28 protein-coding genes are annotated in these 26,043 nt (G+C 61.9%); 8 read left to right on the forward strand and 20 right to left on the reverse strand.

What is annotated here, in order from left to right:
- Positions 1-9 precede the first annotated feature (9 nt).
- From ureG to urtA, 18 genes are all read right to left on the reverse strand, one after another.
- Positions 10-621 (reverse strand): urease accessory protein UreG, encoded by a 612-nt coding sequence (ureG, locus tag ACSQ3G_RS13260; RefSeq protein ID WP_436110366.1) that lies wholly within the window; start codon positions 619-621, stop codon positions 10-12.
- 43 nt (positions 622-664) lie between these two features.
- Complete coding sequence (locus tag ACSQ3G_RS13265; RefSeq protein ID WP_436111713.1) at positions 665-1,297, reverse strand: urease accessory protein UreF; 633 nt, start codon at positions 1,295-1,297, stop codon at positions 665-667.
- A 42-nt stretch (positions 1,298-1,339) separates the two neighbouring features.
- Complete coding sequence (gene ureE / locus ACSQ3G_RS13270; protein WP_105427042.1) at positions 1,340-1,804, reverse strand: urease accessory protein UreE; 465 nt, start codon at positions 1,802-1,804, stop codon at positions 1,340-1,342.
- Between the two features lie 14 nt (positions 1,805-1,818).
- Positions 1,819-2,490, reverse strand: coding sequence for a TIGR02117 family protein (locus ACSQ3G_RS13275; RefSeq protein WP_436110367.1), 672 nt, complete (start codon positions 2,488-2,490; stop codon positions 1,819-1,821).
- 25 nt (positions 2,491-2,515) lie between these two features.
- Complete coding sequence (ureC, locus tag ACSQ3G_RS13280; RefSeq protein WP_436110368.1) at positions 2,516-4,225, reverse strand: urease subunit alpha; 1,710 nt, start codon at positions 4,223-4,225, stop codon at positions 2,516-2,518.
- 7 nt (positions 4,226-4,232) lie between these two features.
- Positions 4,233-4,643, reverse strand: coding sequence for a type II toxin-antitoxin system VapC family toxin (locus ACSQ3G_RS13285; RefSeq protein WP_038544561.1), 411 nt, complete (start codon positions 4,641-4,643; stop codon positions 4,233-4,235).
- On the reverse strand, positions 4,640-4,900 hold the full coding sequence (locus ACSQ3G_RS13290) for an AbrB/MazE/SpoVT family DNA-binding domain-containing protein (protein WP_007773816.1): 261 nt from the start codon (positions 4,898-4,900) through the stop codon (positions 4,640-4,642). Before ACSQ3G_RS13290 ends, ACSQ3G_RS13285 begins: the two co-directional genes overlap by 4 nt.
- A 47-nt stretch (positions 4,901-4,947) precedes the next feature.
- Positions 4,948-5,328, reverse strand: a complete 381-nt coding sequence (locus ACSQ3G_RS13295) for a lysozyme inhibitor LprI family protein (RefSeq protein ID WP_436111714.1) — start codon at positions 5,326-5,328, stop codon at positions 4,948-4,950.
- A 29-nt stretch (positions 5,329-5,357) separates the two neighbouring features.
- The gene (locus ACSQ3G_RS13300) at positions 5,358-5,663 is read right to left on the reverse strand and encodes an urease subunit beta (RefSeq protein ID WP_436110369.1); all 306 of its coding nucleotides are present in this window, start codon (positions 5,661-5,663) and stop codon (positions 5,358-5,360) included.
- Positions 5,664-5,674: 11 nt separating this feature from the next.
- Positions 5,675-5,926, reverse strand: a complete 252-nt coding sequence (locus tag ACSQ3G_RS13305) for a DUF1272 domain-containing protein (RefSeq protein WP_436110370.1) — start codon at positions 5,924-5,926, stop codon at positions 5,675-5,677.
- Positions 5,927-5,938: 12 nt separating this feature from the next.
- Positions 5,939-6,241, reverse strand: coding sequence for an urease subunit gamma (locus ACSQ3G_RS13310; RefSeq protein ID WP_046635146.1), 303 nt, complete (start codon positions 6,239-6,241; stop codon positions 5,939-5,941).
- An 18-nt stretch (positions 6,242-6,259) separates the two neighbouring features.
- Positions 6,260-7,105 (reverse strand): urease accessory protein UreD, encoded by an 846-nt coding sequence (locus ACSQ3G_RS13315; RefSeq protein WP_038544569.1) that lies wholly within the window; start codon positions 7,103-7,105, stop codon positions 6,260-6,262.
- The gene (locus ACSQ3G_RS13320) at positions 7,042-8,199 is read right to left on the reverse strand and encodes a CE1 family esterase (protein WP_436110371.1); all 1,158 of its coding nucleotides are present in this window, start codon (positions 8,197-8,199) and stop codon (positions 7,042-7,044) included. The genes ACSQ3G_RS13315 and ACSQ3G_RS13320 overlap by 64 nt, the downstream gene beginning before the upstream one ends.
- A 220-nt stretch (positions 8,200-8,419) precedes the next feature.
- Positions 8,420-9,115, reverse strand: coding sequence for an urea ABC transporter ATP-binding subunit UrtE (urtE, locus tag ACSQ3G_RS13325; RefSeq protein WP_105414805.1), 696 nt, complete (start codon positions 9,113-9,115; stop codon positions 8,420-8,422).
- Position 9,116: 1 nt separating this feature from the next.
- A complete protein-coding gene (gene urtD, locus ACSQ3G_RS13330) occupies positions 9,117-9,878 on the reverse strand; it encodes an urea ABC transporter ATP-binding protein UrtD (protein ID WP_436110372.1) in 762 nt (253 codons plus the stop codon).
- Positions 9,879-9,896: 18 nt separating this feature from the next.
- On the reverse strand, positions 9,897-11,066 hold the full coding sequence (gene urtC, locus ACSQ3G_RS13335) for an urea ABC transporter permease subunit UrtC (protein WP_105400342.1): 1,170 nt from the start codon (positions 11,064-11,066) through the stop codon (positions 9,897-9,899).
- Positions 11,063-12,637 (reverse strand): urea ABC transporter permease subunit UrtB, encoded by a 1,575-nt coding sequence (urtB, locus tag ACSQ3G_RS13340; RefSeq protein ID WP_436111715.1) that lies wholly within the window; start codon positions 12,635-12,637, stop codon positions 11,063-11,065. The genes urtC and urtB overlap by 4 nt, the downstream gene beginning before the upstream one ends.
- Before the next feature lie 132 nt (positions 12,638-12,769).
- Positions 12,770-14,059 (reverse strand): urea ABC transporter substrate-binding protein, encoded by a 1,290-nt coding sequence (gene urtA, locus ACSQ3G_RS13345; protein WP_436110373.1) that lies wholly within the window; start codon positions 14,057-14,059, stop codon positions 12,770-12,772.
- Between the two features lie 282 nt (positions 14,060-14,341).
- Here urtA and ACSQ3G_RS13350 point away from each other — a divergent pair, with 282 nt between their 5' ends.
- From ACSQ3G_RS13350 to ACSQ3G_RS13360, 3 genes are all read left to right on the forward strand, one after another.
- Positions 14,342-15,649, forward strand: coding sequence for a flagellin N-terminal helical domain-containing protein (locus ACSQ3G_RS13350; RefSeq protein ID WP_436110374.1), 1,308 nt, complete (start codon positions 14,342-14,344; stop codon positions 15,647-15,649).
- A 124-nt stretch (positions 15,650-15,773) separates the two neighbouring features.
- Complete coding sequence (locus ACSQ3G_RS13355; protein WP_436110375.1) at positions 15,774-16,082, forward strand: putative quinol monooxygenase; 309 nt, start codon at positions 15,774-15,776, stop codon at positions 16,080-16,082.
- 92 nt (positions 16,083-16,174) lie between these two features.
- On the forward strand, positions 16,175-17,836 hold the full coding sequence (locus ACSQ3G_RS13360; RefSeq protein ID WP_436110376.1) for an alpha-amylase family protein: 1,662 nt from the start codon (positions 16,175-16,177) through the stop codon (positions 17,834-17,836).
- 1 nt (position 17,837) lies between these two features.
- Here the strand turns inward: ACSQ3G_RS13360 and ACSQ3G_RS13365 are convergent, their stop codons facing one another.
- The gene (locus tag ACSQ3G_RS13365) at positions 17,838-18,800 is read right to left on the reverse strand and encodes a GlxA family transcriptional regulator (RefSeq protein WP_436110377.1); all 963 of its coding nucleotides are present in this window, start codon (positions 18,798-18,800) and stop codon (positions 17,838-17,840) included.
- A 114-nt stretch (positions 18,801-18,914) separates the two neighbouring features.
- Here ACSQ3G_RS13365 and ACSQ3G_RS13370 point away from each other — a divergent pair, with 114 nt between their 5' ends.
- The 5 genes from ACSQ3G_RS13370 (at position 18,915) to ACSQ3G_RS13390 (ending at position 25,329) form a co-directional block, all read left to right on the forward strand.
- Positions 18,915-19,358, forward strand: coding sequence for a DUF488 domain-containing protein (locus tag ACSQ3G_RS13370; RefSeq protein WP_436110378.1), 444 nt, complete (start codon positions 18,915-18,917; stop codon positions 19,356-19,358).
- Between the two features lie 87 nt (positions 19,359-19,445).
- A complete protein-coding gene (locus ACSQ3G_RS13375) occupies positions 19,446-20,042 on the forward strand; it encodes a LysE family translocator (protein WP_436110379.1) in 597 nt (198 codons plus the stop codon).
- Between the two features lie 131 nt (positions 20,043-20,173).
- Positions 20,174-20,905: an SDR family oxidoreductase gene (locus ACSQ3G_RS13380; RefSeq protein WP_436110380.1), complete on the forward strand. Its 732-nt coding sequence runs from the start codon at positions 20,174-20,176 to the stop codon at positions 20,903-20,905.
- Positions 20,906-21,026: 121 nt separating this feature from the next.
- The gene (locus tag ACSQ3G_RS13385; protein WP_436110381.1) at positions 21,027-24,413 is read left to right on the forward strand and encodes a hybrid sensor histidine kinase/response regulator; all 3,387 of its coding nucleotides are present in this window, start codon (positions 21,027-21,029) and stop codon (positions 24,411-24,413) included.
- On the forward strand, positions 24,406-25,329 hold the full coding sequence (locus ACSQ3G_RS13390) for a response regulator (RefSeq protein ID WP_436110382.1): 924 nt from the start codon (positions 24,406-24,408) through the stop codon (positions 25,327-25,329). Before ACSQ3G_RS13385 ends, ACSQ3G_RS13390 begins: the two co-directional genes overlap by 8 nt.
- An 89-nt stretch (positions 25,330-25,418) precedes the next feature.
- Here the strand turns inward: ACSQ3G_RS13390 and ACSQ3G_RS13395 are convergent, their stop codons facing one another.
- A complete protein-coding gene (locus ACSQ3G_RS13395; RefSeq protein WP_436110383.1) occupies positions 25,419-25,712 on the reverse strand; it encodes a hypothetical protein in 294 nt (97 codons plus the stop codon).
- Positions 25,713-26,043 lie beyond the last annotated feature (331 nt).

Raw genomic sequence — 26,043 nt, forward strand, 5'->3', positions numbered from 1 at the left:
CTCAATTTTTTAAAGCCCGCCCTGCTCCTTCAGGAACCGGACCACATGGTCCACGCCGACGCCGCGTTTCAGATCGGTAAACAGATGCGGCTTGGCCTCGCGCATGCGATACGCGTCGCGGTCCATAACGTCGAGATCGACGTCGACATAGGGAGCGAGATCCTTCTTGTTGATGATCAGCAGGTCGGAGCGGGTGATGCCGGGACCGCCCTTGCGCGGGATTTCCTCACCCTGGCAGGTGGAAATCACATAGATGGTGATGTCGGCGAGATCGGGCGAAAAGGTCGCCGCGAGATTGTCGCCGCCCGATTCGATGAACACCACGTCGAGATCCGGGAAACGCTCGTTAAGCCCCGCGATCGCCTGCAGATTGATCGTCGCGTCCTCGCGAATGGCGGTATGAGGGCAGCCCCCGGTCTCGACGCCGACGATGCGGTCGGAAGACAGCGCCTGGCAGCGCACCAGCGCTTCGGCATCCTCCTTGGTATAGATGTCGTTGGTCACGACCGCGACGGAATAATCCTCCCGCATCGCCTTGCAGAGCTTCTCGGTCAGTGCCGTCTTGCCCGAACCGACAGGGCCGCCGATGCCGACGCGAAGAGGTCCATTCGCCGATCTCATATGTCGTCCTTTCATTCTTTCAGGTCCCAGCTTAAGCCCGCTTCTACGAGCGGAAAAGCCGCGAATGCTGTGTTTCATGCCGGAGAGAGGCAATTTCCGCCTGTACCGTCGCGCCGCCCAGATCATCGAGAGTGGCAAGGCTCGCCTTCTCCGCAATCTGGCTGACCAGGTTCTCGATGTCCGCGAGCACGGCCACCCCTTCCACCTGCCCGGAAACCCCAAGCCTGATACCGGCAGACACCGACTGCGAGACGGCGGCATGCAGATAGGCGGCAAGGGCCTGGGCTGCCGGCACGCCATGCCCTGCCGCAATCGCACCGACTGCGACGGGGAACGGCACGGCTGGCGGCAGGCGGTCGAGAACCGGATGAGGCCATGCGGAGGCCGCCGCGGCGAATGCCTTGCCGAGTGACAATGTCTCCGCGTGGCGCTCTGCAGAGCCGGCAAGCGCCAGCCCCAGTTCGGCTATCTCCTTCAACGCAGCCCCGTCCTCATACCGCCGCCAGGCTTCGCCGAACAGCACGGCGTCGTTCCACAAGGCGCCGTGCCGCAGCAGGCTCGTCAGCCAGGCGATCAAACCTGCCGCATCCTTGACGAGGCCATCGTGCACCGCCCGTTCGAGCCCACCCGAATAGGCGAAACCGCCGATCGGAAAGGCCGGCGAGAGCCAGGCCATCAGCCTCAGAAGCACCTTGGTATCGAGGTTGGTCACGAAGCCTCAATGTCCATGATGGTCGTGGCCGTGGGAACCATGCGAATGGTAGGCGCCGCGGGCGGGCTGGAAACCTTCCTCGACCTCGGCAACCGCGGCACCAAGCCCTTCCAGCATGGCACGGATCACATGGTCGCGCAGGATGAGGATACGGCCCTCCTCGATCTGCGCCGGCAGATGGCGATTGCCGAGATGCCAGGCGAGCTCGATCAGGTGCAGCGTGTCGCGCCCCTTGATCTCGAAGAGTTTTTCCGGGGCCGCATGTACCTCGATCGTATCGCCGTTCTCAAGCACCAGCCGGTCGCCATGATGGAAGAGCACGGCCTCCTTGAGATCGAGCATCACCATTTCGCCATTGGAGAGATGCAGCAGCTTGCGGCGCAGATGCCGCAGATCATGCGGCAGCGTGACGATATCGACCGGCGGGTCGGTGACCACGCCGGCGGGGTGATAGGAGTGGACGTGCTGCATGGAATACTCCGGGGTCAATTGAAGAGCTTGAGTGAGAGGGTAAGCGTCTGCGGCAACGGATTCCAGAGGCCGGTGCGCAATCCGGCGGCGCGAAGTGCCGCGGCGGCCCACGTGTTGCAGCCGACAACCGCGTTGAAATAGCCGTTCGCCTCGAAGAACCGGTCATTATCGCCATAGCCCGCCTCCGGCACCACAGCCACCTCGCCTGCCTGACGGGTGAAACTCGCCTGGATGAACGCCAAAAGCCGCTGGAATTCCGCCGCCTCCAGGTCGAGTGGCATCACCGCCGGATGGCTTTCATCGATCCCGCCGGCAACGTCCACATGCATGACTGAACTGTCGACCGTCAGTGCCCGCAACACCGGAAGCGGCTTCAAATCAGCCCAAGTCGCCGTTTCAAGATAGAAGGCCCGCCCGCCCCAGCCGAGCACCAGCCATTCCGCACCGGGATCGGCAACGGGGATTCCGAACCGCTCCAGAAAAGCAAAGGCGGCACGGGTATCCTCAGCCAGCGGAATGGCGATGTCCGTGTGGATCGGGTTGGACAGAACCAGGATGCGCCTTTGCGCCGCCGGTTCCGCCGCCCGGCTCGGCGCAAACAGCGGCCGGGGAATGAACGTCCCGACGGCCACCGCGACAACCACGAACAGAACCGCAGCAAGGAGCCGGCGCAAAAACGTCTTCATGAATGGGCTCCGAGGTGCCAGCGCCTCAGAACAGGAAATAGCGCTGCGCCATCGGCAGCACGGTCGCGGGCTCGCAGGTCAGGAGTTCGCCATCGGCCCGCACCTCGTATGTCTCCGGGTTGACCTCTACATGCGGCGTCAGCGAATTGTGGATCATCGAGGCCTTGGAGATGCCGCCGCGGGTGTTTTTGACCGCCACCAGCTTCTTGGCGACGCCGAGGCGCTGGACAAGACCGCCATCCAGCGAAGCCTGGCTGACGAAGGTGACGGAGGAATTGGTTCGCAGCTTGCCGTAGGCGGCAAACATCGGCCGGTAGTGCATTGGCTGCGGCGTCGGGATCGAGGCATTCGGATCACCCATCGGTGCGGCCGCGATCGAGCCGCCGAGCAGCACCATTTCCGGCTTCACCCCGAAGAAGGCCGGGCTCCAGAGCACGAGATCCGCCCGCTTGCCGACCTCGACCGAACCGATCTCGTGGGAAACGCCGTGCGCAATCGCCGGGTTGATCGTGTATTTGGCGATGTAGCGCTTGACCCGGAAGTTGTCGTTATTGCCGGTTTCTTCCTTCAGGCTGCCGCGCTGGCGCTTCATCTTGTCGGCCGTCTGCCAGGTGCGGATCGCCACTTCCCCGACGCGGCCCATGGCCTGGCTGTCGGAGGAGATGATCGAGAAGGCGCCGAGATCGTGGAGGATATCTTCGGCCGCGATGGTTTCCTTGCGGATGCGGCTTTCCGCAAAGGCGATGTCTTCCGGGATCGACGGCGACAGGTGGTGGCAGACCATCAGCATGTCGAGATGTTCGGCAAGCGTATTGATCGTGTAGGGCCGGGTCGGGTTGGTCGAGGACGGGATGACGTTCGGATTGCCGCAGATCTTGATGATATCGGGCGCGTGGCCGCCGCCCGCCCCTTCCGTGTGGAAGGCGTGGATGGTGCGGCCCTTGATGGCGGCGACCGTATCCTCCACGAAACCACTTTCGTTCAGCGTATCCGTGTGGATCATCACCTGCACGTCGAAGGCGTCGGCGACCGTCAGGCAGTTGTCGATCGCGGCCGGCGTCGTGCCCCAGTCCTCGTGAAGCTTCAGCGACGAGGCGCCGGCGAGGATCATTTCCTCCAGCGGTGCCGGAAGCGAAGCATTGCCCTTGCCGGCAAGCGCGAGGTTCATCGGGAAGGCGTCAAAACTCTCGATCATCCGCTCGATATGCCAGGCGCCGGTGCAGGTGGTGGCAAGTGTTCCATGCGCCGGGCCGGAGCCACCGCCGAGCATGGTCGTGACGCCGCTCATCAGCGCCTCCTCGATCTGCTGCGGGCAGATGAAATGGATATGCGCATCCATGCCGCCGGCCGTCAGGATCTTGCCCTCGCCGGCGATCGCCTCCGTGGACGGGCCGACGATGATCGTCACGCCCGGCTGGGTATCCGGATTGCCGGCTTTGCCGATCGCGTGGATGCGGCCGTTCTTCAAACCGACGTCAGCCTTGTAGATGCCGGAATGATCGACGATCAACGCATTGGTAATGACCGTATCGACGGCGCCTTCCGCCCGCGTCGCCTGGCTCTGTCCCATGCCATCGCGAATGACCTTGCCGCCGCCGAACTTCACCTCTTCGCCATAGACGGTGAAATCCTTCTCCACCTCGATGAACAATTCGGTATCGGCAAGCCGCACTCTGTCGCCCGTGGTCGGACCGAACATGCTGGCATAGGAGGCGCGGGACATCTTGTGGGGCATGGACGGTCTACCTTGTAAGCTCGGTAAAATGGGAGGATTTCGATGCGGCTTTGTCGAACGTCATTGTGGTGCGGCAACCGTTGCGGCTGTTGATTTCTCCAATCAAATGATCGGAGAAGTCGCCGGGAAACTCGGAATAGGCTTGAAGCGCAGCGCTCAATATGTCTCGGTCCTTCACGACCGCATTTTCCAAATTCAGCAGACCCCAGATGATCTCGGCGATCTGGGTCTTTGGTAGGCGGGCGCGCTGTTTCAGGACCCAGGCAATTTCGACGACAACAATCTCGTTGATGAAGAATGCTTCCTCGCTCTTATCGAAGAGCGCAGACAGCGCCTCACTCTGCGCCAATGCCGGCTCCCCGATCAGCTGATCGCGCACGAGCCAACGAAGGAGGACATTCGTGTCGATCCCGATCATAGGTCGTTGCCGCCTTCAGGAATCCGGCCACGTGCTTCGGCAACCCATTCATCCAGTTCGCCCGCGGTAATCGGCCTATCCAGCTTTACGATCCCTTTCAGGTCCGCGAATGTCCAACGTTTCGGCCGGATCTCCAGATGGCCGTCCTGACTCGGTACGATATCTACTTGGTCTCCGGCCTTGACGCCAAGCAAAGCGAGCGCTTCGGCAGATAGGGTTATCTGGTTTTCAGGGCTGATCTTGACTGTTTCGGTCATGTCGCTCTCCTTCCCGCTCCCGTAACTACCACAAACACGCTCAACGTTCAGTTCCCCATCGCCTCGGTCAGCTCTTTGAGTTCCGTAATGCGCTTGCGTGTCAGGTCCGCCTGGCATCCGGAAATCAGCATCGGCTCCATCGAGCCGCCATGGGCCTGGAAGCCGGAAGAGATGCATTGCGCGTCGCGATAGGCGACCCAGGCCCGTTGCGCCTTGACGAGCGCATCCTCGGCGCCTTTGAGATCCGCGGAACTATCCGCATCCCATTTTTTCATCGCCTTGCGGGTCGTCTGGTACTGGGCATTAAGCGCCTTGTCGGCGGCCTCGTAGTCTCGCTGCGAGCAGATGTTCATCTCCAGCTGCGTCTGCGGGTTCTTGCAATTTGCCTTCGGCTCCTGCCCCGCCGCCGGCAGGGCAAGAAGCGGCATGAACGCGGCGGAAAACGCCAATGCGGGCTTCACAGCACACCCATGATCTTCTGCTGGAAACCATAGACTTCGCGCTTGCCCGAAAGCGGGATCAGCGTCACTTCCCGCATCTGGCCGGGTTCGAAACGGACGGCCGTACCGGCCGGGATATCGAGCCGCATGCCGCGCGCCTTGTCCCGGTCGAAGGAGAGCCCGTTATTGGTCTCGAAGAAATGGTAGTGGCTGCCCACCTGCACCGGTCGGTCGCCGGTGTTGGCGACCTTTATGGTCACCGTCGGAAGACCTGCGTTGAGCTCGATTTCGCCTTCTGCGGCAATGATTTCGCCGGGGATCATGGTATTCTCCTTCAAGCCGCCTTGGGCGCGCAGCCCTCGGCCTTCAGAACAGGTTTGGTGGAGGCTGGATGGCGGGCGAGCGCCGCTGCCGTGCGCACCGGCCGGCGAACCAGTTCCCCGGCGCAATTCGGGCAGGTGCCCTTCAGCACCTCGGCCGCGCAATCGGCGCAGAACGTGCACTCGAAGGTGCAGATCATCGCCTCGCGGCTTTCCGGGGCCAGATCCCTGTCGCAGCATTCGCAATTGGGGCGCAGTTCCAGCATCTTGGGGCCTCCTCAGCGGATCGGTTCGTGGACGGTGACGAGCTTGGTGCCGTCCGGAAAAGTCGCCTCCACCTGCACGTCGTGGATCATCTCGGCAATGCCTTCCATAACCTGATCGCGGGTGACGACGTGGGCGCCGGCCTCCATCAGGTCGGCGACCGAGCGGCCGTCGCGCGCACCTTCCACCACGTAATCGGTAATCAGGGCGATCGCTTCCGGATAGTTGAGTTTGACCCCGCGATCCAACCGGCGTCGGGCGACGATCGCCGCCATGGAAATCAGCAGTTTGTCTTTTTCTCGTGGGCTCAGGTTCATGGGAATCCCGCTGTAAGATCAGATGTTCCAGACTTTCGGCACTGGCGCGCCGTTACGCAATACGGAAATTGCCGGTGTCAGGATTTTTCTCAAGTCGAAGCCGGTTGGCGCCACCAGCCGGGCGATCAGCTTGCCGTTCCAGTGGCTGGCTCCGCCGCTCCACAGGCTGGCTCCGCCGGGCGTGCCGTCGACAATCTGGCGGAGTTTCGGGAAGAGCATTTCGGCGAGCGGGCCGGTGTAGAACAACGTCGCGAAGGCGACCTGGCCGGAGAGCACCGCGGCTGCCTGGGACAACTGCTCGATCTCGCCCTCGAACTTCATCTCTTCCGCATGGATCAACTGGCCAGAGCGGCGCACCCGCCAGCGATCGCGGAAGAAACCGTTCGCGACCGCCTCGCCCATCGCCTTGCGGCCGAGCAGAACCGCCTCGACGGCCAGGAATTCGGACCTCTCGGAAAGGTCGACGTCGAGCCGGCGGGTCAGCGAGGATTGGTCGAAAAGGATGGTTTCCTGGGGAAGCCAGTGGACCGATGCGTCTTCGCCGACGGTGACATGGGTGGAGACGGAGGCCGTGCCGGACGAGGCTTTGTAGATCTTCTCGTTCGCCTGGGTGGTGACCGACAGTCTTGTGGAAGCGGCAGCGGCGACGGACCATTCGATCACGTCGCCGCCCGTCAGTCCCCCCGACGTATTGATTAAGATCGCCTCCATTTCAGGCGAAAATGTTTCCGGAAGGCGAATTTTTGCGCAGCCCTCCTGGTAGAATTCGGCGAGCCGTGTCCGCCCGCCGAAAGCCTTGGTTACAAGGCGTCCTGCACCCCTTGCCCGCTGCGGCGCATATCGATCGGCTGGTTGCTGTTGCACGTCGTCCCCTGAAGATCGGCTTCGGTTCCGCAGCCCGATGCAACGCCCGTGCCAGACTTGGCTGCCGAACCGATCTTGGCGGGTGCTGCGGTGGCGATCACGTCGGTGCTGTCGGCCTTGCCGAAGAACTCCCACATCCGTGAAGCCGGATCAACATTGGCGTCGAACGCAGGTTTGGCAACGGTGACCGCGGCCACCTTGGTGACGCTCGCGGCACCGTCCTTGGCGGCAGCGATCACGGCTTCCGTGGCGGCAACCGGCTTCGGCCAGTCATGCGTACCGTTGGCGAAGACGTAGGATGCGACGCGTGCGCCGTTCTTGCAGGTGCCGTAGAGACTGAAGGTTACGCCGTCAACCGTCTTCACGTCGCCATTACCCTTGCAGCCGTCGAGTTCGGTCCAGCGCTGGATTGCTGTCTTGAAGCCGTACTGCCAATAGGTATTGCCGCCGCCGGCGTAAGGGTTGGCTGCATCCTTGACGCCGGCAAAAGCCATGATCGAGATTGGCCGTGCCGGATTGCAGCCTTGCGCATCCGGAGCCCATTTGCCGTCGGTCTCGACCGGACGGCCGGCGCGCAGCGAATGCACGAAGCCGGCGGCGGCGAAATCGTCGTGACCGGAGCAGAGGTAGGCCGACAACATGCGGCCGCCACCCGAATAACCCGAGGCGTAGATGCGGGCCGGATCGACGCAGAATTGCTGCTTTGCGGTGTTCAGGGCCTGCTTGATATAGGCGATCTCGTCGAGGCCGCCCTGCTGTACGGTGACGAAAGGTACGTTCCAGGCGTAGGTGCCGGCCGAGCTTCCGGGCAGGCTGCCCTGCAGCGCCAGAACGATGAAGCCGTTTTTCTCCGCGACCTTGTCCCAGGAGCTTCTGTTCAGCTGCCCTTCAGGGTTGCTGTGGCTACCATGGAGATCGAAAACCAGCGGAACCTTGTCCCTGCCGGTATAGGATGAGGGAATGAAATAGATGGCCGACCGGGCAACACCGTCGGCCTCGATGATGATCCTGTGGCGGCCGGCTTCCATCGGCTGGCCGCAGCCTGCGGCAAGGGCGCTGCCGGTCATCGACCCGAGAAAGGTCGTGGCGCCCAAAAAAACCGCTCCTACAGCAACCATGCGTGTAAGAGCGGAACGAGAGAAGAAACCGGCAACGCGTGCAAAGACCATCAACGCCTCATCATGGGGTGCGGGGGTTGTCAACAAATATGCGGAATGCCCTGAAAACGCAGTGTTGTTAACATATATTAGCGGCCCTTGAAACGCACGAAGTGCTGCAACGCGATACAAACATTCACCAGTAAAAATACTGGCCTCAGACGGTGAGATGCCGCCTTGCTTCTGCCGTATCCAGAGTCTCGGCCGCTCCTTCGTGCACAATCTCGCCACGATCCATGATGTAGACCTGGTCGGCCAGCTCCCGGCAGAAGTCCAGATACTGTTCGACCAGAAGAATGGCCATTCCGGTTGAATCGCGCAGGTAGCGGATCGCCCTGCCGATATCCTTGATGATCGACGGCTGGATGCCTTCGGTCGGCTCGTCGAGCACGAGGATCTTCGGACGGGTGACCATGGCGCGGCCGATCGCAAGCTGCTGCTGCTGGCCGCCTGACAGGTCCCCGCCTCGCCGGCCGAGCATCGATTTCAGCACCGGAAACAGCGAGAAGATCTCGTCCGGGATGAACTTGTCCTTGCGCGCGAGCGGGGCGTAACCGCTTTCGAGGTTTTCCTGGACGGTGAGGAGCGGAAAGATTTCCCGGCCCTGCGGCACGTAGCCGATGCCGTGCTTGGCGCGGTTATAGGGCGCGAGACCGTTCAGGATCTCCCCCTGAAAGCTGATCGTACCGGCGCTGACCGGATGCTGGCCGGTGACGGCGCGGAGAAGAGAACTCTTCCCCACGCCGTTCCGCCCCAGCACGCAAGTGATCTTGCCCATATCCGCGTGAATGGAGACACCGCGCAGCGCCTGCGCCGCGCCGTAGTGAAGATTGACGTTGTTGACTGTCAGCATCTTAGCGCCCCAGATAATTCTCGATCACCTTCGGATCGCTCGAGACGAAATCGATCGAGCCTTCGGCAAGTACCGAACCTTCCGCAAGGCAGGTCACCTTGACGCCGAGTTCGCGGATGAAGCCCATGTCATGTTCGACGACCACGACCGAACGGGTCTTGGCGATTTCCTTCAGCAGCACCGCCGTCTCCGCCGTCTCCGCATCCGTCATCCCGGCGACGGGTTCGTCGACCAGAAGCAGCTTCGGTTCCTGGGCGAGCAGCATGCCGATCTCCAGCCACTGTTTCTGGCCGTGGCTGAGATTGGCGGCATACTCGTTTTTGCGATGCGTCATGCGGATCGTTTCGAGGATCTCCTCGATGCGAGCCTTGTCCTCCGGCGACAGCGTGTAGAACAAGGTGGCGAACACGCCACGCGACCGGTTGAGCGCCAGTTCCAGGTTGTCCCAGACCGTATGGCTTTCGAACACTGTCGGCTTCTGGAATTTGCGGCCGATGCCGAGCTGGGCGATATCCGCCTCGTCTTGTCTCGTCAGGTCGATCGTGTCCTCGAACAGCACGGTGCCGGTATCGGGCCTCGTCTTGCCGGTGATGATATCCATCATCGTCGTCTTGCCGGCGCCGTTCGGGCCGATGATCGCCCTCAGTTCCCCGGGTTCGACCACGAAGGACAGCGAGTTCAGCGCCTTGAAGCCGTCGAAGGAGACCGAGACGTTTTCGAGATAGAGCAGGCTTTTCTGTCGTGTTTCGGAAATCGTGTTCATGGTTTCGTGTCCCCGCCTCTATTCCGCCGCCTGGGCCTGGGCGACCGTCTCAGTACCGCCCCTGCCCTTTTCGGCATCCGCCGCAGCCTTCATCGCCTTGCGGGCTTTGAAGCCGTGCTGGATCGTCCCGACGATGCCCTTCGGCAGGAAGAGCGTCACGGCGATGAACAGGCCGCCGAGCGCAAACAGCCAGACTTCCGGGAAGGCGCCAGTGAAGAAGCTCTTGCCGCCGTTGACGAGGATTGCGCCGATGATCGGGCCGATCAGCGTGCCGCGGCCGCCGACGGCCGTCCAGACGACCACTTCGATCGAGTTGGCCGGCGCGAATTCGCCGGGATTGATGATGCCGACCTGCGGCACGAAGAGCGCGCCTGCAATCCCGGCCATCATGGCAGAGACGACGAAGGTGAAGAGCTTGATGTTCTCGACCCGGAAGCCGAGGAAGCGCACCCGGCTTTCCGCATCGCGCACGCCGACCAGCACCTTGCCGAACTTCGAACGGACGATAGCCGAGGCAAGGATCAGGCAGAGCGACAGCATCAGCGCTGACATGAAGAACAGAACCGCACGCGTGCCGTCCGCCTGGACGGAAAAGCCGAGGATGTCCTTGAAGTCGGTGAGGCCGTTGTTGCCGCCGAACCCCATGTCGTTGCGGAAGAAGGCAAGCAGCAGGGCGTAGGTCATCGCCTGGGTGATGATCGACAGGTAGACGCCGTTGACGCGGGAGCGGAAGGCGAACCAGCCGAAGATGAAGGCAAGCAGGCCGGGCACCACGATCACCATCGCCATGGCAAAGACGAACCAGTCGAAGCCATGCCAGAACCACGGCAGTTCCTTATAGTTCAGGAACACCATGAAGTCCGGCAGGATCGGATTGCCGTAGACGCCGCGCGGGCCGATCTGGCGCATCAGGTACATGCCCATCGCATAACCGCCGAGCGCGAAGAAGGCGCCGTGGCCGAGCGAGAGGATGCCGCAGTAACCCCAGACGAGATCGAGCGCCAGCGCCAGCAGCGCATAGCAGAGATACTTGCCGAACAGCGACATGGCATAGGTCGGGATGTGCAGGGCGCTGTCGGCCGGTGTCAAAAGGTTGAGCGCCGGCACCAGGATGCCGATGCCGAGAAGAATGCCGACGGCGACGACGATACGGCCCTCGAGGGCGCGGAAGACAAAGCCGGAAATCATGCTTCCACCGCCCTTCCCTTGAGCGCGAACAGACCGCGCGGACGTTTCTGGATGAACAGGATGATCAGCACCAGGACCAGGATCTTACCGAGCACGGCGCCGACCGAGGGTTCGAGGAACTTGTTGAGTACCCCGAGCGACAGCGCGCCGACAAGCGTGCCCCACAGATTGCCGACGCCGCCGAACACCACGACCATGAAACTGTCGATGATGTAGCTCTGGCCGAGGTTCGGCGAGACGTTGTCGATCTGGGAGAGCGCAACACCCGCAATGCCGGCAATGCCGGAGCCGAGGGCGAAGGTGAAAGCGTCGACCCAGGGCGTCTTGATGCCCATCGACGACGCCATGCGGCGGTTCTGAGTGACGGCGCGCATGTTGAGGCCGAAGGAGGATTTTTTCATCACCACCAGCAGCGCCACGAAGATCGACAGCGAGAAGGCGATGATCCACATGCGGTTCCAGGTGATCGTCATGCCGCCGACCGGGAACGAGCCGGACATCCAGGACGGATTGCCGACTTCCTGGTTGGTGGGGCCGAAGATCGAGCGGATCGTCTGCTGCAGGATCAGCGAGACGCCCCAGGTGGCGAGCAGCGTTTCGAGCGGCCGGCCGTAGAGGAAGCGGATGACGCCGCGCTCGATGACGAAGCCGACCGCGCCGGTGACGAGGAAGGCAACCGGAAGCGCGATCGCCAGCGACCAGTCGAACAGGCCGGGCGCATGGTCGCGGATGACCTGCTGCACCACGAAGGTGGAATAGGCGCCGAGCATGACCATTTCGCCATGCGCCATGTTGATGATGCCCATGACGCCGAAGGTGATCGCGAGCCCGATCGCCGCCAGAAGCAGGACCGAGCCGAGCGAAACGCCGTACCAGACGTTCTGGCCGACATCCCAGAGCCTCTGGCCGCTTTCGATGCTGGCGATCGCCGCATCGACGTCGCCCTTGAGGCTCGGATCGAGCGAGGCGGATGCGCCCATCAGAATGCCGATCGCGTTGCGGCCGCCATAATTCTTGATCGTCTGGATCGCGGCCCGCTTTTCATCGATGGAACGATCGGAGGAGAGCAGCGACACGGCGCGCGCCTCTACCATGCGGGCTTTAACTTCGCCGTCCGTTTCCTTGGAGATTGCGGTTTCGATCAGTTCGAGGTTTTCGGGGCTCGGCGAGCGGAGCACGGCATCGGCCGCCTGCAGCCGTACGCCGCGATCCGGGCTCATCAGCGTCAGGCCACCCATGGCGGAGCGGATGACCCGGCGCAGGCCGTTGTTGATCTTGATCTTGGTGACCGCATTCTTGGCGGCCTGTCCGGCGGAAACGCCGGTGACCGGATCGATCAGTTCGTAATTGGAGCCGGCTGCCTTGCCGATGAACACCAGGTTATCGGACTTGCGGAAATAGAGGTCACCCTCGGAAAAGGCATTCAGCGCCGGCACGAGCCGCGCATCACCGGTGGCAGCGAGCTGGCCGATCAGTTTTTCAGCTTCGCCGAAATCCGCCTTGGAGAGCGCGTCGATCAGCGGCTTGGGATCGGTCTGCTGCGCGAACGACGGCGCGGCGAAGGAAAACATCAGGCAGAGCAGAAGACCAAGGCTCTGCAGAACGCGGAAAGGAACTTTGCTCGTCATTGGAACCCCCTTGCGAGATCGCGGGCGACGAAGGCCGCCCGCGATGATGTCGATGAACATCGAGAGGCAATCGGATCAGCTGCCCTTGCCGCCGCACTTGCCGGAAGCAACGTTGAAGTTGCCGCAGGACATCGGCTTGCGCCAATCGGAGATCAGGTTCTTGCTGTCCGGCAGGTAATCGGACCACTCGTCGCCGACCACAGGTGCGGTTTCCTGAACGATGTCGAACTGGCCGTCAGCCTGGATTTCACCGATCAGCACCGGCTTGGTGATGTGGTGGTTCGGCATGACGGTGGACGTGCCACCCGACAGGTTCGGAACGGAGACGCCGATGATGCTGTCCAGCACGGCATCGGTGCTGGTGGTGCCGGCAGCTTCGACGGCCTTTACCCAGGCGTTGAAGCCGATATACGCGGCTTCCATCGGATCGTTGGTGACGCGCTTGTCGTTCTTGGTGAAAGCCTTCCATTCCTTGATGAATTCGGCATTCACATCGGCATCGACGGACTGGAAGTAGTTCCAGGCGGCCAGGTGGCCGACGAGCGGCTTGGTGTCGAGACCGGCGAGTTCTTCTTCGCCGACCGAGAAGGCGACGACCGGAATGTCTTCAGCCTTGATGCCCTGGTTGCCGAGTTCCTTGTAGAACGGAACGTTGGCGTCGCCGTTGATGGTCGAGACGACGGCGGTCTTCTTGCCGGCCGAACCGAACTTCTTGATGTCGGAGACGATCGTCTGCCAGTCGGAGTGACCGAACGGCGTGTAGTTGATCATGATGTCGGACTCGGCAACGCCCTTCGACATCAGATAGGCCTTGAGGATCTTGTTGGTCGTCTGCGGGTAGACGTAGTCGGTACCGGCCAGAACCCAGCGCTTGACGCCCTCTTCCTTGGCCAGATAGTCGACGGCAGGGATCGCCTGCTGGTTCGGAGCGGCACCCGTGTAGAAGATGTTGCGCGAGGATTCTTCACCCTCGTACTGGACCGGGTAGAACAGGATCGAGTTCAGCTCTTCGAAGACCGGCAGGACCGACTTGCGCGAAGACGAGGTCCAGCAACCGAAAACGGCGGCAACCTTGTCCTTGGAAATCAGCTGACGGGCCTTTTCGGCGAACAGCGGCCAGTCGGAGGCCGGGTCGACGACGACGGCTTCGAGCTTCTTGCCGAGCACGCCGCCCTTCTTGTTCTGCTCGGCGATGAGCATCAGCATGACATCCTTGAGGGTGGTCTCAGAGATGGCCATGGTGCCCGAAAGCGAGTGCAGAACACCGATCTTGATGGTGTCGTCAGCGGCGAAAGCACCCTGCAGCGCCGTCGTCGACATTACGGCAGCGAGCAGCGCGCCACCCAGTTTGGATTTGAATGTCATTGGTTCGAACCCCTCTTCTCGTTCGTCCGCAACGAAGAACTTAACCGTTGCTTAAGCGACTATCCGTTGCTGCATCGCAAAACCGTATACGTCGAATGACGTACCGGAGGGGGAGAAGGGGGAAGAGGGATGCCGGGGGTAGAAGTCCTACGCCCAGCTGGCATCTTCAGCAAACAGCGCCGGCACGGTCAGTATCGAGCGTATTTATTGATATATTAACCATATTTGGATTGTATGACCCGACGCACATGTAGGGCGGGGAGTTGTTTCGGTGTAGATCCCATGAGTAGCATCCTCACGAATGCTGGAGCTGCTTCTGCGCTCCAAATGCTTCGCTCCCTTGACAGCCGGATGTTCGGGGTAGAGCGGCAGGTCGCAACCGGCTTGCGCATCGAACACGCCTCCGATAACGCCGCCTACTGGTCGATCGCCACCACCATGCGATCGGACAATGGTGCCCTCTCGGCCGTGCAGGACGCCCTTGGCCTCGGCGCCGCAAAGGTCGAGACGGCCTATGAGGGCATTGCCGCGACCACCGAGATCCTGGCGGCGTTCATGGCCAAGATCGTTTCCGCCCAGCAGGACGGAATAGACAAGAACAAGATCCAGGAAGAACTGGAGCAGTTGAAGCAGCAGATCGTCTCGATATCCAACTCCGCAAGCTTCGCCGGCCAAAACTGGCTGCGGTCGGACATGCAGGGCGAGGTTAGCGAAGCAGGCGCGAAGACGCCTGTCGTATCATCGTTCAATCGCAGCGAGGATGGAACCGTCTCCGTCGGGACCATCGACGTCGATCTGTCGAAAATCGCACTGTTCAAGAATGGCGGCGGCGGAATTCTGCAGAAAGAACCTGATCCGGATCTGGGTCATGGTCTCGGCACGATCGGTGGATTGCTCGGATTTTCGACATCGGGTTATGGCGACGTACCAGGGCCGGTATTCGACCAGCCCTTCACGATCACGAAATTCGACGTCGTCACGGTCGCCTTTTCGGTGGGTACGTCCAACGATACGTTCGTCATCACCAAAAGTGTCGTCGACCAGGCGCTCGGAGGCGAAGTAGGATACGGCTTCGACGGAGATATTGAAAGCGCTGCCGATTGGGCGAAAGTCCTCCAGCAGGCAACGTTTCTCAACAAGGCGCCCTCCGACGCCTTGTTGACGGCTCAGGGCGGGACGCCGAATATCTTCTTTCGCGCCATCATTCCTCTCGCCGCAGAGCTGATCACCGTCCAGCCGCCCGTCCACACCCGGACGCTGCCGCCGGAGGGTATCGATATTCTCGATATCGACGTCACCGATCCCGACATCGATTTTCCGACAATCACCTTGGTTCTCGACGAGATGCAGCAGAAGGTCATATCGGCCGGCGCCTACCTTGGTTCGCTCAGGTCGAGGATCGCGATGCAGGAAGCATTTGGAAACAGTCTCGCGGACAGTCTCGACAGAGGCATCGGGCGCCTCGTCGATGCGAATATGAGCGAGGCATCGAGCAGGCTTAAGGCACTGCAAGTCCAGCAGCAACTCGCGACCCAGTCGCTTTCCATCGCCAATTCGGACGCGCAAAACATCCTGTCTCTCTTCCGGTAAAAGACCCTCATCCTCGGCGGCAGGCGGCATTGCGCGTGCGATATATGACCTCCGAGGTAATCGACCCGGCGACCGATGGCATTTATCCCAGGATCCAGCTTTGCAGCGTGAAAGGATCAGCCCCATGCCCGTCACCTATGTCATCCGTTTCGATATCCTCCCGGCCCAGCGCGATCGCTTCATGGCCCTTCTGAACGGCGTGCTCGATGCCATGCGGCACGAACCGATGTTCCACAATGCCGTTCTGCATGCCGATCCCGACAACGAGAACCACGTGATGCTCTATGAGACCTGGGAGGATCATCAGGACGTGCTGGAGGTCCAGTTGCAGCGCCCCTATCGCGAGGCCTGGCACGCGGCCCTGCCGGATCTGCTCGCCAGCCCGCGCGACATTTCAGTCTGGCACCCGCTGCGGGGAGACCGCGCCGCGTAAATCTTCGGCCAGGCCGTTCCCTCTCGGGAACATTTCTGCGCCTCACGCGCTTGCCTCCCCGGATCCGCCAACCACCCGAGGAGCTCGAACCCGTGATCAACGACCTCTGGTATAAGAACGCCGTCGTCTATTGCCTCTCCGTCGAGACCTTCATGGATTCCAATGGCGACGGGATCGGGGATTTCCAGGGCTTGCAACGGCGGCTGGACTATATCTCCGGTCTCGGCGTCAGCGCCGTATGGCTGATGCCGTTCCAGACCTCGCCCGGCCGGGACGACGGTTACGACGTCTCCGACTACTATAATGTCGACCCGCGCTACGGCACGCTCGGCGATTTCGTCGAATTCACCCACGGCGCCCGGCAGCGCGGCATAAGGGTGCTGATAGACCTCGTGGTCAACCATACGTCCAATGAACACCCCTGGTTCCAGGACGCCCGAAGCAATCCGGAATCGTACTATCGCGACTGGTATATCTGGTCCGACAAGAAGCCGGCGAACGCCAACGAGGGAATGGTGTTTCCGGGCGTGCAGAAGACGACCTGGACCTATGACGAAAAGGCCAGGCAATATTACTTTCACCGCTTCTACGAGTTCCAGCCGGACCTCAACACCTCCAACCCGCATGTACAGGCGGAAATCCTCAAGATCATGGGTTTCTGGATCCAGCTCGGTGTTTCCGGTTTTCGCATGGATGCCGTGCCATTCGTGATCGCCGAAAAGGGCGCCGACGTGAAAAAGCCGAGGGCGCAGTTCGACATGCTCCGGGTTTTTCGCGAATTCCTGCAATGGCGGCTCGGAGATTCGATCATCCTTGCCGAAGCCAATGTCGTGCCGAAGGAGAACCTCGCCTATTTCGGCGATGATGGCGACCGCATGCAGATGATGTTCAATTTTCACGTCAACCAGGCCCTATTTTATGCGCTTGCCTCGGGAGACGCCCGGCCGCTGGCGAAAGCGATCGTCAATACCAGCGATCGGCCTGAAACGGGACAATGGGGCATGTTCCTGCGCAATCACGATGAACTCGATCTTGGTCGCCTGACCGAAAAACAGCGCCAGAAGGTGTTTTCGGTATTCGGGCCTGACAAGAACATGCAGCTCTATGACCGCGGCATCCGACGGCGGCTGGCGCCGATGCTGGAGAACGACCGGAGGCGCCTGGAACTCGCCTACAGCCTGCTGTTTTCGCTGCCCGGCACGCCGGTCGTGCGTTACGGCGACGAGATCGGCATGGGCGACGACCTGTCGCTGCCGGAGCGCAACTGCGCCCGCACGCCGATGCAATGGTCGGCCGAGCCGCATGGCGGGTTCACCAAGAACGACAAGCCGGTCCTGCCGGTCATCAGCGCAGGGCCGCTCGGCTTCAGATATCTGAACGTCGCGGAGCAGCGACGCGATCCCGACTCGATGCTGAACTGGACGGAACGCCTGATCCGCATGCGCAAGGAAGTGCCCGAGATCGGCTGGGGCGCTTGCACCGCCCTCAACACCGGAGACAACGGAGTGCTGGCGCTCCGCTATGATTGGCGCGACAATTCCGTGCTGATCGTCCACAACCTGCATTCGAGGCCGGTCGAGGTCACGTTCGTGGTCGGTATCGGCGAACACGGCGATCTGCTCATCGATATCGCGGACGGCGGCAACAGCGAGGCGGATGCCAACGGCCGGCACCGGCTTCTGCTCGATGCCTATGCCTATCGCTGGTTCCGGGTCGGCGGTCTCGATTACCTGCTGCGGCGCAGGGAAGTCTAGCTTAACCGCCCGCCCTCACCTCGCGCACACCGCGGCCTGTCTTTTGCCGCAGCAATGCCCGCAGCGTGACGCCATCCGCATAACCGACGAGCGAGGCGATTTCGTTGGGGCTCTTGTCGCTGGTCTTCAGGAGATGCACGGCGCGCTCGACACGGAGATCCTGGAAATAGGAGAGCGGCGTCTTGCCGAGTACCTGCTGCATGCGCCGCGCCAGCGTCCGCTTGCTGGCGCCGACCGCATCGGCCGCGTCGTCCAGCGAAAACCCGTCGCCGAGACGACCGCGTGCCCAGCGCTCGAAACGCTGCACCAGCGGATCGGCATGAGAAAGATGGTCGGTAATCACGTAAGCCGACTGCGACGGCCGATTGTCGACGATGAGGTAGCGCGCCACAAGGCCGGCAAGCTCCGGGCTCACCTGCCGCACCAGCCAGAGCGCCATGTCCATATGGCCGAGTGCCGCGCCCGCCGTCACCAGCGAGCCGGATTTCACCAGCATGTGGCCGTCTTCCAGCTGCACGGAAGGATAACGCTGGCGGAAGAGCGGTGCGAGCCACCAGCTGGTCGTTGATTTCTCCCCGTCGAGAAGGCCGGATTCGGCCAGAACGAACGTGCCGATACAGGCAGCGGCGATGTTCATGCCCGCCGCTTTGGCCTCGCGCAGCACCACCCCCGCATCGCGGATGTCGGGACGGCCAAGGGCGGGCACCAGCACGTCCGGCATCTTGCAGGCAATCGCCGGCACCATCAGCCAGCCGCCGGCCTTCGGATCGAAACTTCCGGAGATCGGCACGGCAAGCCCGTGCGCCGTCTTCACTTGTCTGCGCACGCCGATCACCGACACGTCGAAGGCCGGCACATCGAGCGATAGCATCGCCGCAAGCTCGTTCGCCATGGTGAACACGTCGAGTATGGTCGACAGGCCGGTATCGAAGACGGGATCGAGCGCAAGGATCTGTAGCTTCATGGCAAAAACACTATCAACAATGTCAATATTGACAATAGGCAACCGAGCCGGCGTGGCGGAATATCAGCCTGAAAAACGTCGCCTGACCGAGCCCGCTGCGATAAGAAGAGACGCATGAGCATGGATGTCACCACGATCGGCTTCACCAAGACGAGCGCCGAGGATTTCTTCGGTCGCATCAGGGCAGCCGGCGTCAAGCGGGTCCTGGACGTGCGCCTCCACAACACCTCGCAACTCGCGGGGTTTGCCAAATCCGAGGACCTCGCCTTCTTCCTGAAGACGATCTGCGGCGCCGGCTATGTGCACGAACCGCTGCTGGCGCCGACCGAGGAGATCATGACCGCCTTCAAGAAGGAGAAAGGCGACTGGAATGTTTTCCAGAACGATTTCCTTGGCTTGATGGCTGAACGCAAGGTGGAAGATCACTTCAAGGCGGAAGAGTTCGATGGCTCCTGCCTGCTGTGCTCGGAAGACAAGCCGCACCATTGCCATCGCCGGCTCGTTTGCGACTACCTGAACGGCAAATGGGGCGGCAAGCTCGGCATCCGCCACCTCTAGAATCTCGCCACCGCCAGACTCTCGATTGAACAATCAGACGCCCTAACGCCGCCGGGAGCAGCCTCCCTGCGTGGGAGACCCTTTGCCATGGCCTTTGAAACCATTCTTGCAATCGCCCTTTTCTCGCTTGTCGGCTCGGTTTCGCCGGGACCGAGCAATTTGATGCTGCTTGCCTCGGGCACCAATTTCGGCTTCCGGCGCACCGTGCCGCAGATCCTCGGCATCACCATCGGCCTTTCATCGGTGCTGCTGGCGGTCGGCTTCGGCCTCGGCGCGCTGCTGACGGCCTATCCGCCGCTCGCATTGGCATTGAAGATCACCGGCGGCGCCTACCTGCTCTATCTTGCCTGGCGGATCGCCACCTCTCGCTCCGTCCCCAACGGTGAGGCCAGCGCCACCCGTCCCCTCACCTTTCTGGAATCCGCAGCCTTCCAGTGGGTGAACCCGAAAGCCTGGGTCGCAGCGCTGACCGCCATGGCCGCCTATGCCAGCGCCGAAAACCCCTTCGTGTCGGTGGTGCTGATCACGCTCGTCGTCGCCATCGTCAACCTGCCGAGCGTCGCCGTCTGGGCCGGCTTCGGCGTGGCGCTTCGGCGGTTCCTGTCCGATCCGGCGCGGCTCAAATGGTTCAACATCGTCATGGCGCTACTGCTGGTCGTAACGCTCTGGCCGCTCTTGAAATAGCAGCAGATGCAGGCTCGGACGATCGTGCAAGAACTGCGGAGGACCTTGATACCGGTCGGCCGCACATCCGCGGCATAAATCCCCTGCCCGCAGCGGCATGCCGCCGCTGCCTGCCACAGAGGATCAGCAACATGACTCACATCACTGAAAAGGTGGTTCTTATCAGCGGCGCCAGCAGCGGTATCGGCGAAGGCACGGCGCGCATTCTCGCCGCGGCCGGTGCCAAGATCGTGCTCGGTGCCCGCCGCACCGACCGGCTGGAAGTCCTGGCGGAAGAGATCACCGCGGCCGGCGGCACCGTGCGAATTCGCCGGCTCGACGTGACCGACCGGCAGGACTTTCAGGCGTTCGCGGAATTCGCACTTGCCGAATTCGGCCGCATCGACGTCATCGTCAACAATGCCGGCCTGATGCCGCTGTCGCTGATGTCGTCGCTCAAGGTCGAGGAATGGGACCGGATGATCGACGTGAACATCCGCGGCGTGCTCTACGGCGTCGCTTCGGTTCTGCCGATCATGAACGGCCAGGGGTACGGCCAGATCATCAACATCTCGTCGATCGGCGGCCTCGGCGTGGTGCCGACAGCAGCGGTCTATTGCGCCACCAAATACGCGGTACGGGCAATCTCCGACGGACTGCGCCAGGAGAACGACAAGATCCGCGTCACCTGCGTCTATCCCGGCGTAGTGGAGTCCGAGCTTGCCGGCACGATCACCGATCCGGTCGCGGCGGACGCGATGAAGACCTATCGCAGCGTGGCCCTGACGCCCGATGCGATCGGCCGCGCTGTTCTCCATGTTATCGACCAGCCTGAAGACGTGGATACAAACGAGATTGTGGTGCGCCCAACCCGCACCATATAACCGGCTTCCAGGATGCGGTGGGGATTTACCGCACCGCATCATACTTTGCTTGCAAAACGCCGCGCCTCAGCCGAAAGTGCACAATTGACGGTCTTCCCTCAGAAGGTGCTAGAAATTAGGCATGGCAGCGCGGCAACGCATCATTCCCGTTCGGCGTGAATACAATCGTTGGGTCGCCAACCAGACGCTGGAGGACTACGCCCTCCGTTTCACCGCCAAGAGTGCCCGCCGGTTTTCCTCCAGCCGTATTTCCCAGACCGCCATCGGCGCCATCTCCTTCCTGGCGCTGGAGGCCATCGGCGGCACGATCACCCTTTCCTACGGCACCACCAACGCAATTTTCGCGATCGTCGCGGCCGCCATCGCCATGCTGGCGATCGGCTGGCCGATCAGCCGTTACGCGATCCGCCACGGCGTCGATATCGATCTTCTGACCCGCGGCGCGAGCTTCGGTTACATCGGCTCGACCATCACCTCGCTGATCTATGCGAGCTTCACCTTCATGCTGTTTGCGATCGAGGCCTCGATCATGACCGGCGCGCTGGATCTCGCCTTCGGCATTCCGCCGTGGATCGGCTATATCATCAGCGCCGTGGTGGTGATCCCGCTGGTCATCTACGGCGTACAGCTGATCTCCCGCTTTCAGCTGATCACACAGCCATTCTGGATCATCCTCAACATCCTCCCCTTTGTGTTCATCGCCTTCATGGATTGGGAGAAGTTCGATCTCTGGCGCGCCTTTGCCGGGATCGGCCACTCGAACGCCGAGGTGGCCGGTCCGGCACCCTTCAATCTGGTCGAGTTCGGCGCGGCCTCCGCCGTCATCCTCGCCCTGATGCCGCAGATCGGCGAGCAGGTCGACTTCCTGCGCTTCCTGCCGCCGGAGGGCCTCGACAAGTGGCGGCACCGGTTCGCCGTCTTTCTCGCCGGCCCCGGCTGGGTGGTGGTCGGCGTGCCGAAGCTCCTGGCCGGCTCTTTCCTGGCGGTGCTGACGCTCTCGACCGCAGTGCCGATTCGCGAGGCGGCAGACCCGGCACACATGTATTTCGCGGCCTTCGGCTACATGATCCCGAACGATATGGCCGCCCTGCTGCTGATGGCGGCCTTCGTGGTCGTTTCGCAGCTGAAGATCAACGTGATGAACGCCTATGCGGGCTCTCTCGCCTGGTCGAACTTCTTCTCGCGGCTCACCCACAGCCATCCTGGCCGCGTCGTCTGGCTGGTGTTCAACGTAGTGATCGCACTGCTGTTGATGGAGCTCGGCATCTACCGGCTGCTCGAAGCGACGCTCGGCATCTTCTCGATCATCGCCATGTCCTGGCTCTGCACCATCTCGGCCGATCTGATGATCAACAAGCCGCTGGGCCTGTCGCCCGAAGGCATCGAGTTCAAGCGTGCCCATCTCTACGATATCAATCCGGTGGGCTTAGGCTCGATGTTCGGTTCAGCGGCGATCGCGCTCGCCGCCCATTTCGGCCTGTTCGGCCCGTTGATGGCCTCGCTCGCCACCTACCTGACATTGGTCGCCTTCCTGATCTCGCCGGCGCTCGCCTTTGCCACCAGGGGCAAATTCTACCTCGCCCGAAAACCGCGCCAGAGCTGGAGACACGTCGGCTCGATCACCTGCTCCATCTGCGAGCACCCGTTCGAGCACGAGGATATGGCCTGGTGCCCCGCTTATGCCGCGCCGATCTGCTCGCTCTGCTGTTCGCTCGACAGCCGCTGCCACGACATGTGCAAGCCGCATGCACGGCTCAACACGCAGGTTGGGGCCGTCGCCCGCTCCTTCCTGCCGGACAGCGTCATCACCCGCCTGATGACCCGCCTCGGGCGCTACGCGACGACGGCGGTCCTGTCGATCTCGGTGATCGGCGCGATCCTCGGCATGATCGCCTACCAGGTCAGCCAGGCAACGCCCGTCAATTCCGAGGTGATCGTCGGAACCGTGCTGATCGTCTTCTTCGTCTTTGCGATCATCGCCGGCATCGTCTCGTGGTTCTATGTGCTCGCCCATGACAGCCGGGTTGTGGCGGAAGAGGAATCCTCCCGCCAGAACACGCTGCTGCTGAAGGAAATCGCCGCCCACAAGAAGACCGACGCGGCGCTCCAGGAGGCCAAGGAGACGGCCGAATCCGCCAACCGCGCCAAGAGCCGTTACGTCGTCGGCCTTTCCCATGAGCTGCGCACCCCGCTCAACGCCGTGCTCGGTTACGCCCAGATCCTCGAGCGCGACGAGACCATCCCCGCGCCGCGCCAATCGGCGATCAAGGTCATCAAGCGTTCTGCCGACCATCTCTCGGGCCTGATCGACGGCCTGCTCGACATTTCCAAGATCGAGGCCGGCCGGCTGCAGGTCTATTCCAACGAGATCAACATCCAGGATTTCCTGGACCAGATCGTCGAGATGTTCGGCCTGCAGGCGCAGGCCAAGGGGCTGACATTCGAGCACGAGCGCGCCCGCTCCCTGCCCCAATATGTCCGCACCGACGAAAAGCGGCTGCGCCAGATCCTCGTCAACCTGCTCTCCAACGCCATCAAGTTCACCGACGAGGGCACGGTGAAATTCGACGTCGCCTATCGCAGCCAGGTCGCCACCTTCACCGTTTCCGATACAGGCCGGGGCATTGCCGAAAAGGATCTCGGCCGCATCTACGAGCCCTTCCAGCGCGGCGAGGCGGAAAGCATCAGGCCGATGCCCGGACTCGGTCTCGGCCTCACCATCACCCAGCTCCTCACCAACACGCTCGGTGGCGAGATCGCGGTCGCCAGCACCAAGGGCGAAGGTTCGATCTTCAAGGTGAGACTGATGCTGTCCGCCATCGAGCGGCCGAACACCGCGCCGGCGGCGGAAAAGAAGATCGTCTCCTATACCGGCCCGCGCCGCACCATCGTCCTCGTCGACGACAACGAAGACCACCGCGACCTGATGCGCGAAGTGCTGGTACCGATGGATTTCGTCGTGCTGACCGCCAATAGCGGGCCGGACTGCCTGACCCTGATCGAGGGCGTCACGCCGGACCTGTTTCTGGTCGACATCTCCATGCCCGGCATGAGCGGCTGGCAGCTCGTCTCCCGGCTGCGCGAGATCGGCCAGGTGGCACCGATCGTCATGCTTTCGGCCAATATCGGCGACGGCATCGCCACGCATTCCGGCGACGAGGGCCATAACGACGCGATCGCCAAACCGGTCGATATCCGCAGGCTCGCCGACAAGCTCGCCGCCCATCTCGGCCTCGTTTGGGTCTATGAGAACGAAACGGTTATCCCGGCGGTCGTTGGCCCGAAAAAGCCGATCAAAAGTCCGGGGACGAACCATGTCCAGGACCTTTTGCGGCTCGGTGAAATCGGCTACGTCCGCGGTATCGAAGCGAAACTCGCCGATCTCGCCCGGGAGGAGGAACACCGCCCCTTCACGGAAGAACTCGGCGCCTACGTGCAGGCCTTCGACCTTGCCGGTTATATGAAATTCCTGAGCCGCCTGGAGGCAGAAAGGACGAGTGATGGCTGAAACTGCTCTGCCGCGCGATATCGTCCTTCTCGTGGACGACAGCCCCGAAACGCTGGGCTTCCTCACCGAAGCGCTCGAAAAATCCGGCTTTTCGGTGCTGATCGCCACCGCCGGCCAGTCGGCGCTCAATATCGTCGAGCGCATTACCCCGGACCTCATCCTGCTCGACGCGGTGATGCCCGGCATGGACGGTTTCGAGACCTGCCGCAAGCTGAAGACCAATGGCGCCGTTGCGCAAGTACCGGTCATCTTCATGACGGGCCTCACCGAGACCGAACATGTGGTCAACGCGCTCGATTCCGGCGGCGTCGACTATCTGACCAAACCGATCAACATCGACGAACTGCGCGCCCGCATCCGGGTGCACCTTTCCAATGCCCGTTCGGCCCAGAGCGCCCGTGTGGCGCTCGACGCCGCGGGCCGCCACCTGCTGGCGGTCAAGGCGAGTGGCGCCATCCACTGGTCGACCCCTCAGGCGACACGGCTGATCAATGCGGCCACCAACAGCGACGATGGGCTCGACATCGTTTCCCGCCGGATTTCCACTTGGATGGACGAGCGCGACAAGCCGGGCTTTGCCCGCGACGCCGCCTTCGCCCTCGTCCAGAACGGCCAGGCGAGCCTGCAATTCTCCTTCCTCGGCGCGATCGGCGCGGACGAACATCTCTTCCGCCTGACGGCCGCCAACAAACGCCCGGACGACGAGGTGCTGCGCCAGCATTTCCCCCTGACCCAACGGGAATCCGAAGTGCTGCTGTGGATCGCCAAGGGCAAGTCGAACCGCGACATCGCCGACATCCTCGGCCTTTCGGCCCGCACGGTGAACAAGCATCTGGAACAGATCTATGTGAAGCTCGGCGTCGAAAACCGCGCATCGGCGGCCGTCAAGGCGGCACATGTGCTGCATAGCGAGTAACGGTCAGCGTAGCCCGAGAACGATCCGGCGAACCGTTTCGAGCGACGAACAAGCTCCTCTGCGTGGCGACGACAGACGCTTCGCTACAGTCAGGCTTTCTTGAAAAACTTGTTGACGACCAAACCAACGACGATCTGGACGACAAGCCCGGAAATACCGCCCCCGACGAGCTGACCAGCGAGCGCTGCTAAATCGACGCCTCCAGCCGCAGCACCGCCGACTCCAAGAAGCGAGCCGAGGATTGAACCACCGCCAATTCCTCCGACCGCGCCGGCTATGATATTTCCGATCTGACCGAGGTCGGCGTCCTTCAGGATTTTCCCACCCGCGGTCCCGCCGAGGGCACCGCCGATGACCTGGGCAATAATGGCACTCAGATCCATAACATTACCTCTCCTCAAATTGGACTATCCAGGCTCAGGAGCTGTTGAATTCATCCAATCTAAGTGACGGATTTCGTGCCTGGCTAGGAGGGAAGAGGCAGGAAATGTTCGCACATTTTCAAATCTTCCCGACGCAGTCCAGGTGCGAAACCCGTCTCGTCCTTCGGGTTCGGCTGAATTTAACAGGCCCTGACCCTTGATATGCCAGATAATGGAGATTTCCAAGTCCGGAATTCAGCTGCCAGTTTAGTGGAACTCCGGCGTGCCGCCTATAGGTGCTCCAAAACGCAAAGAAGCCCGGCTTTTGACCGGGCTCCCTTCTAAGATACGG

Source organism: Neorhizobium tomejilense (assembly GCF_964254135.1).
In the GTDB taxonomy this organism is placed as follows: Bacteria; Pseudomonadota; Alphaproteobacteria; order Rhizobiales; family Rhizobiaceae; genus Neorhizobium; species Neorhizobium tomejilense.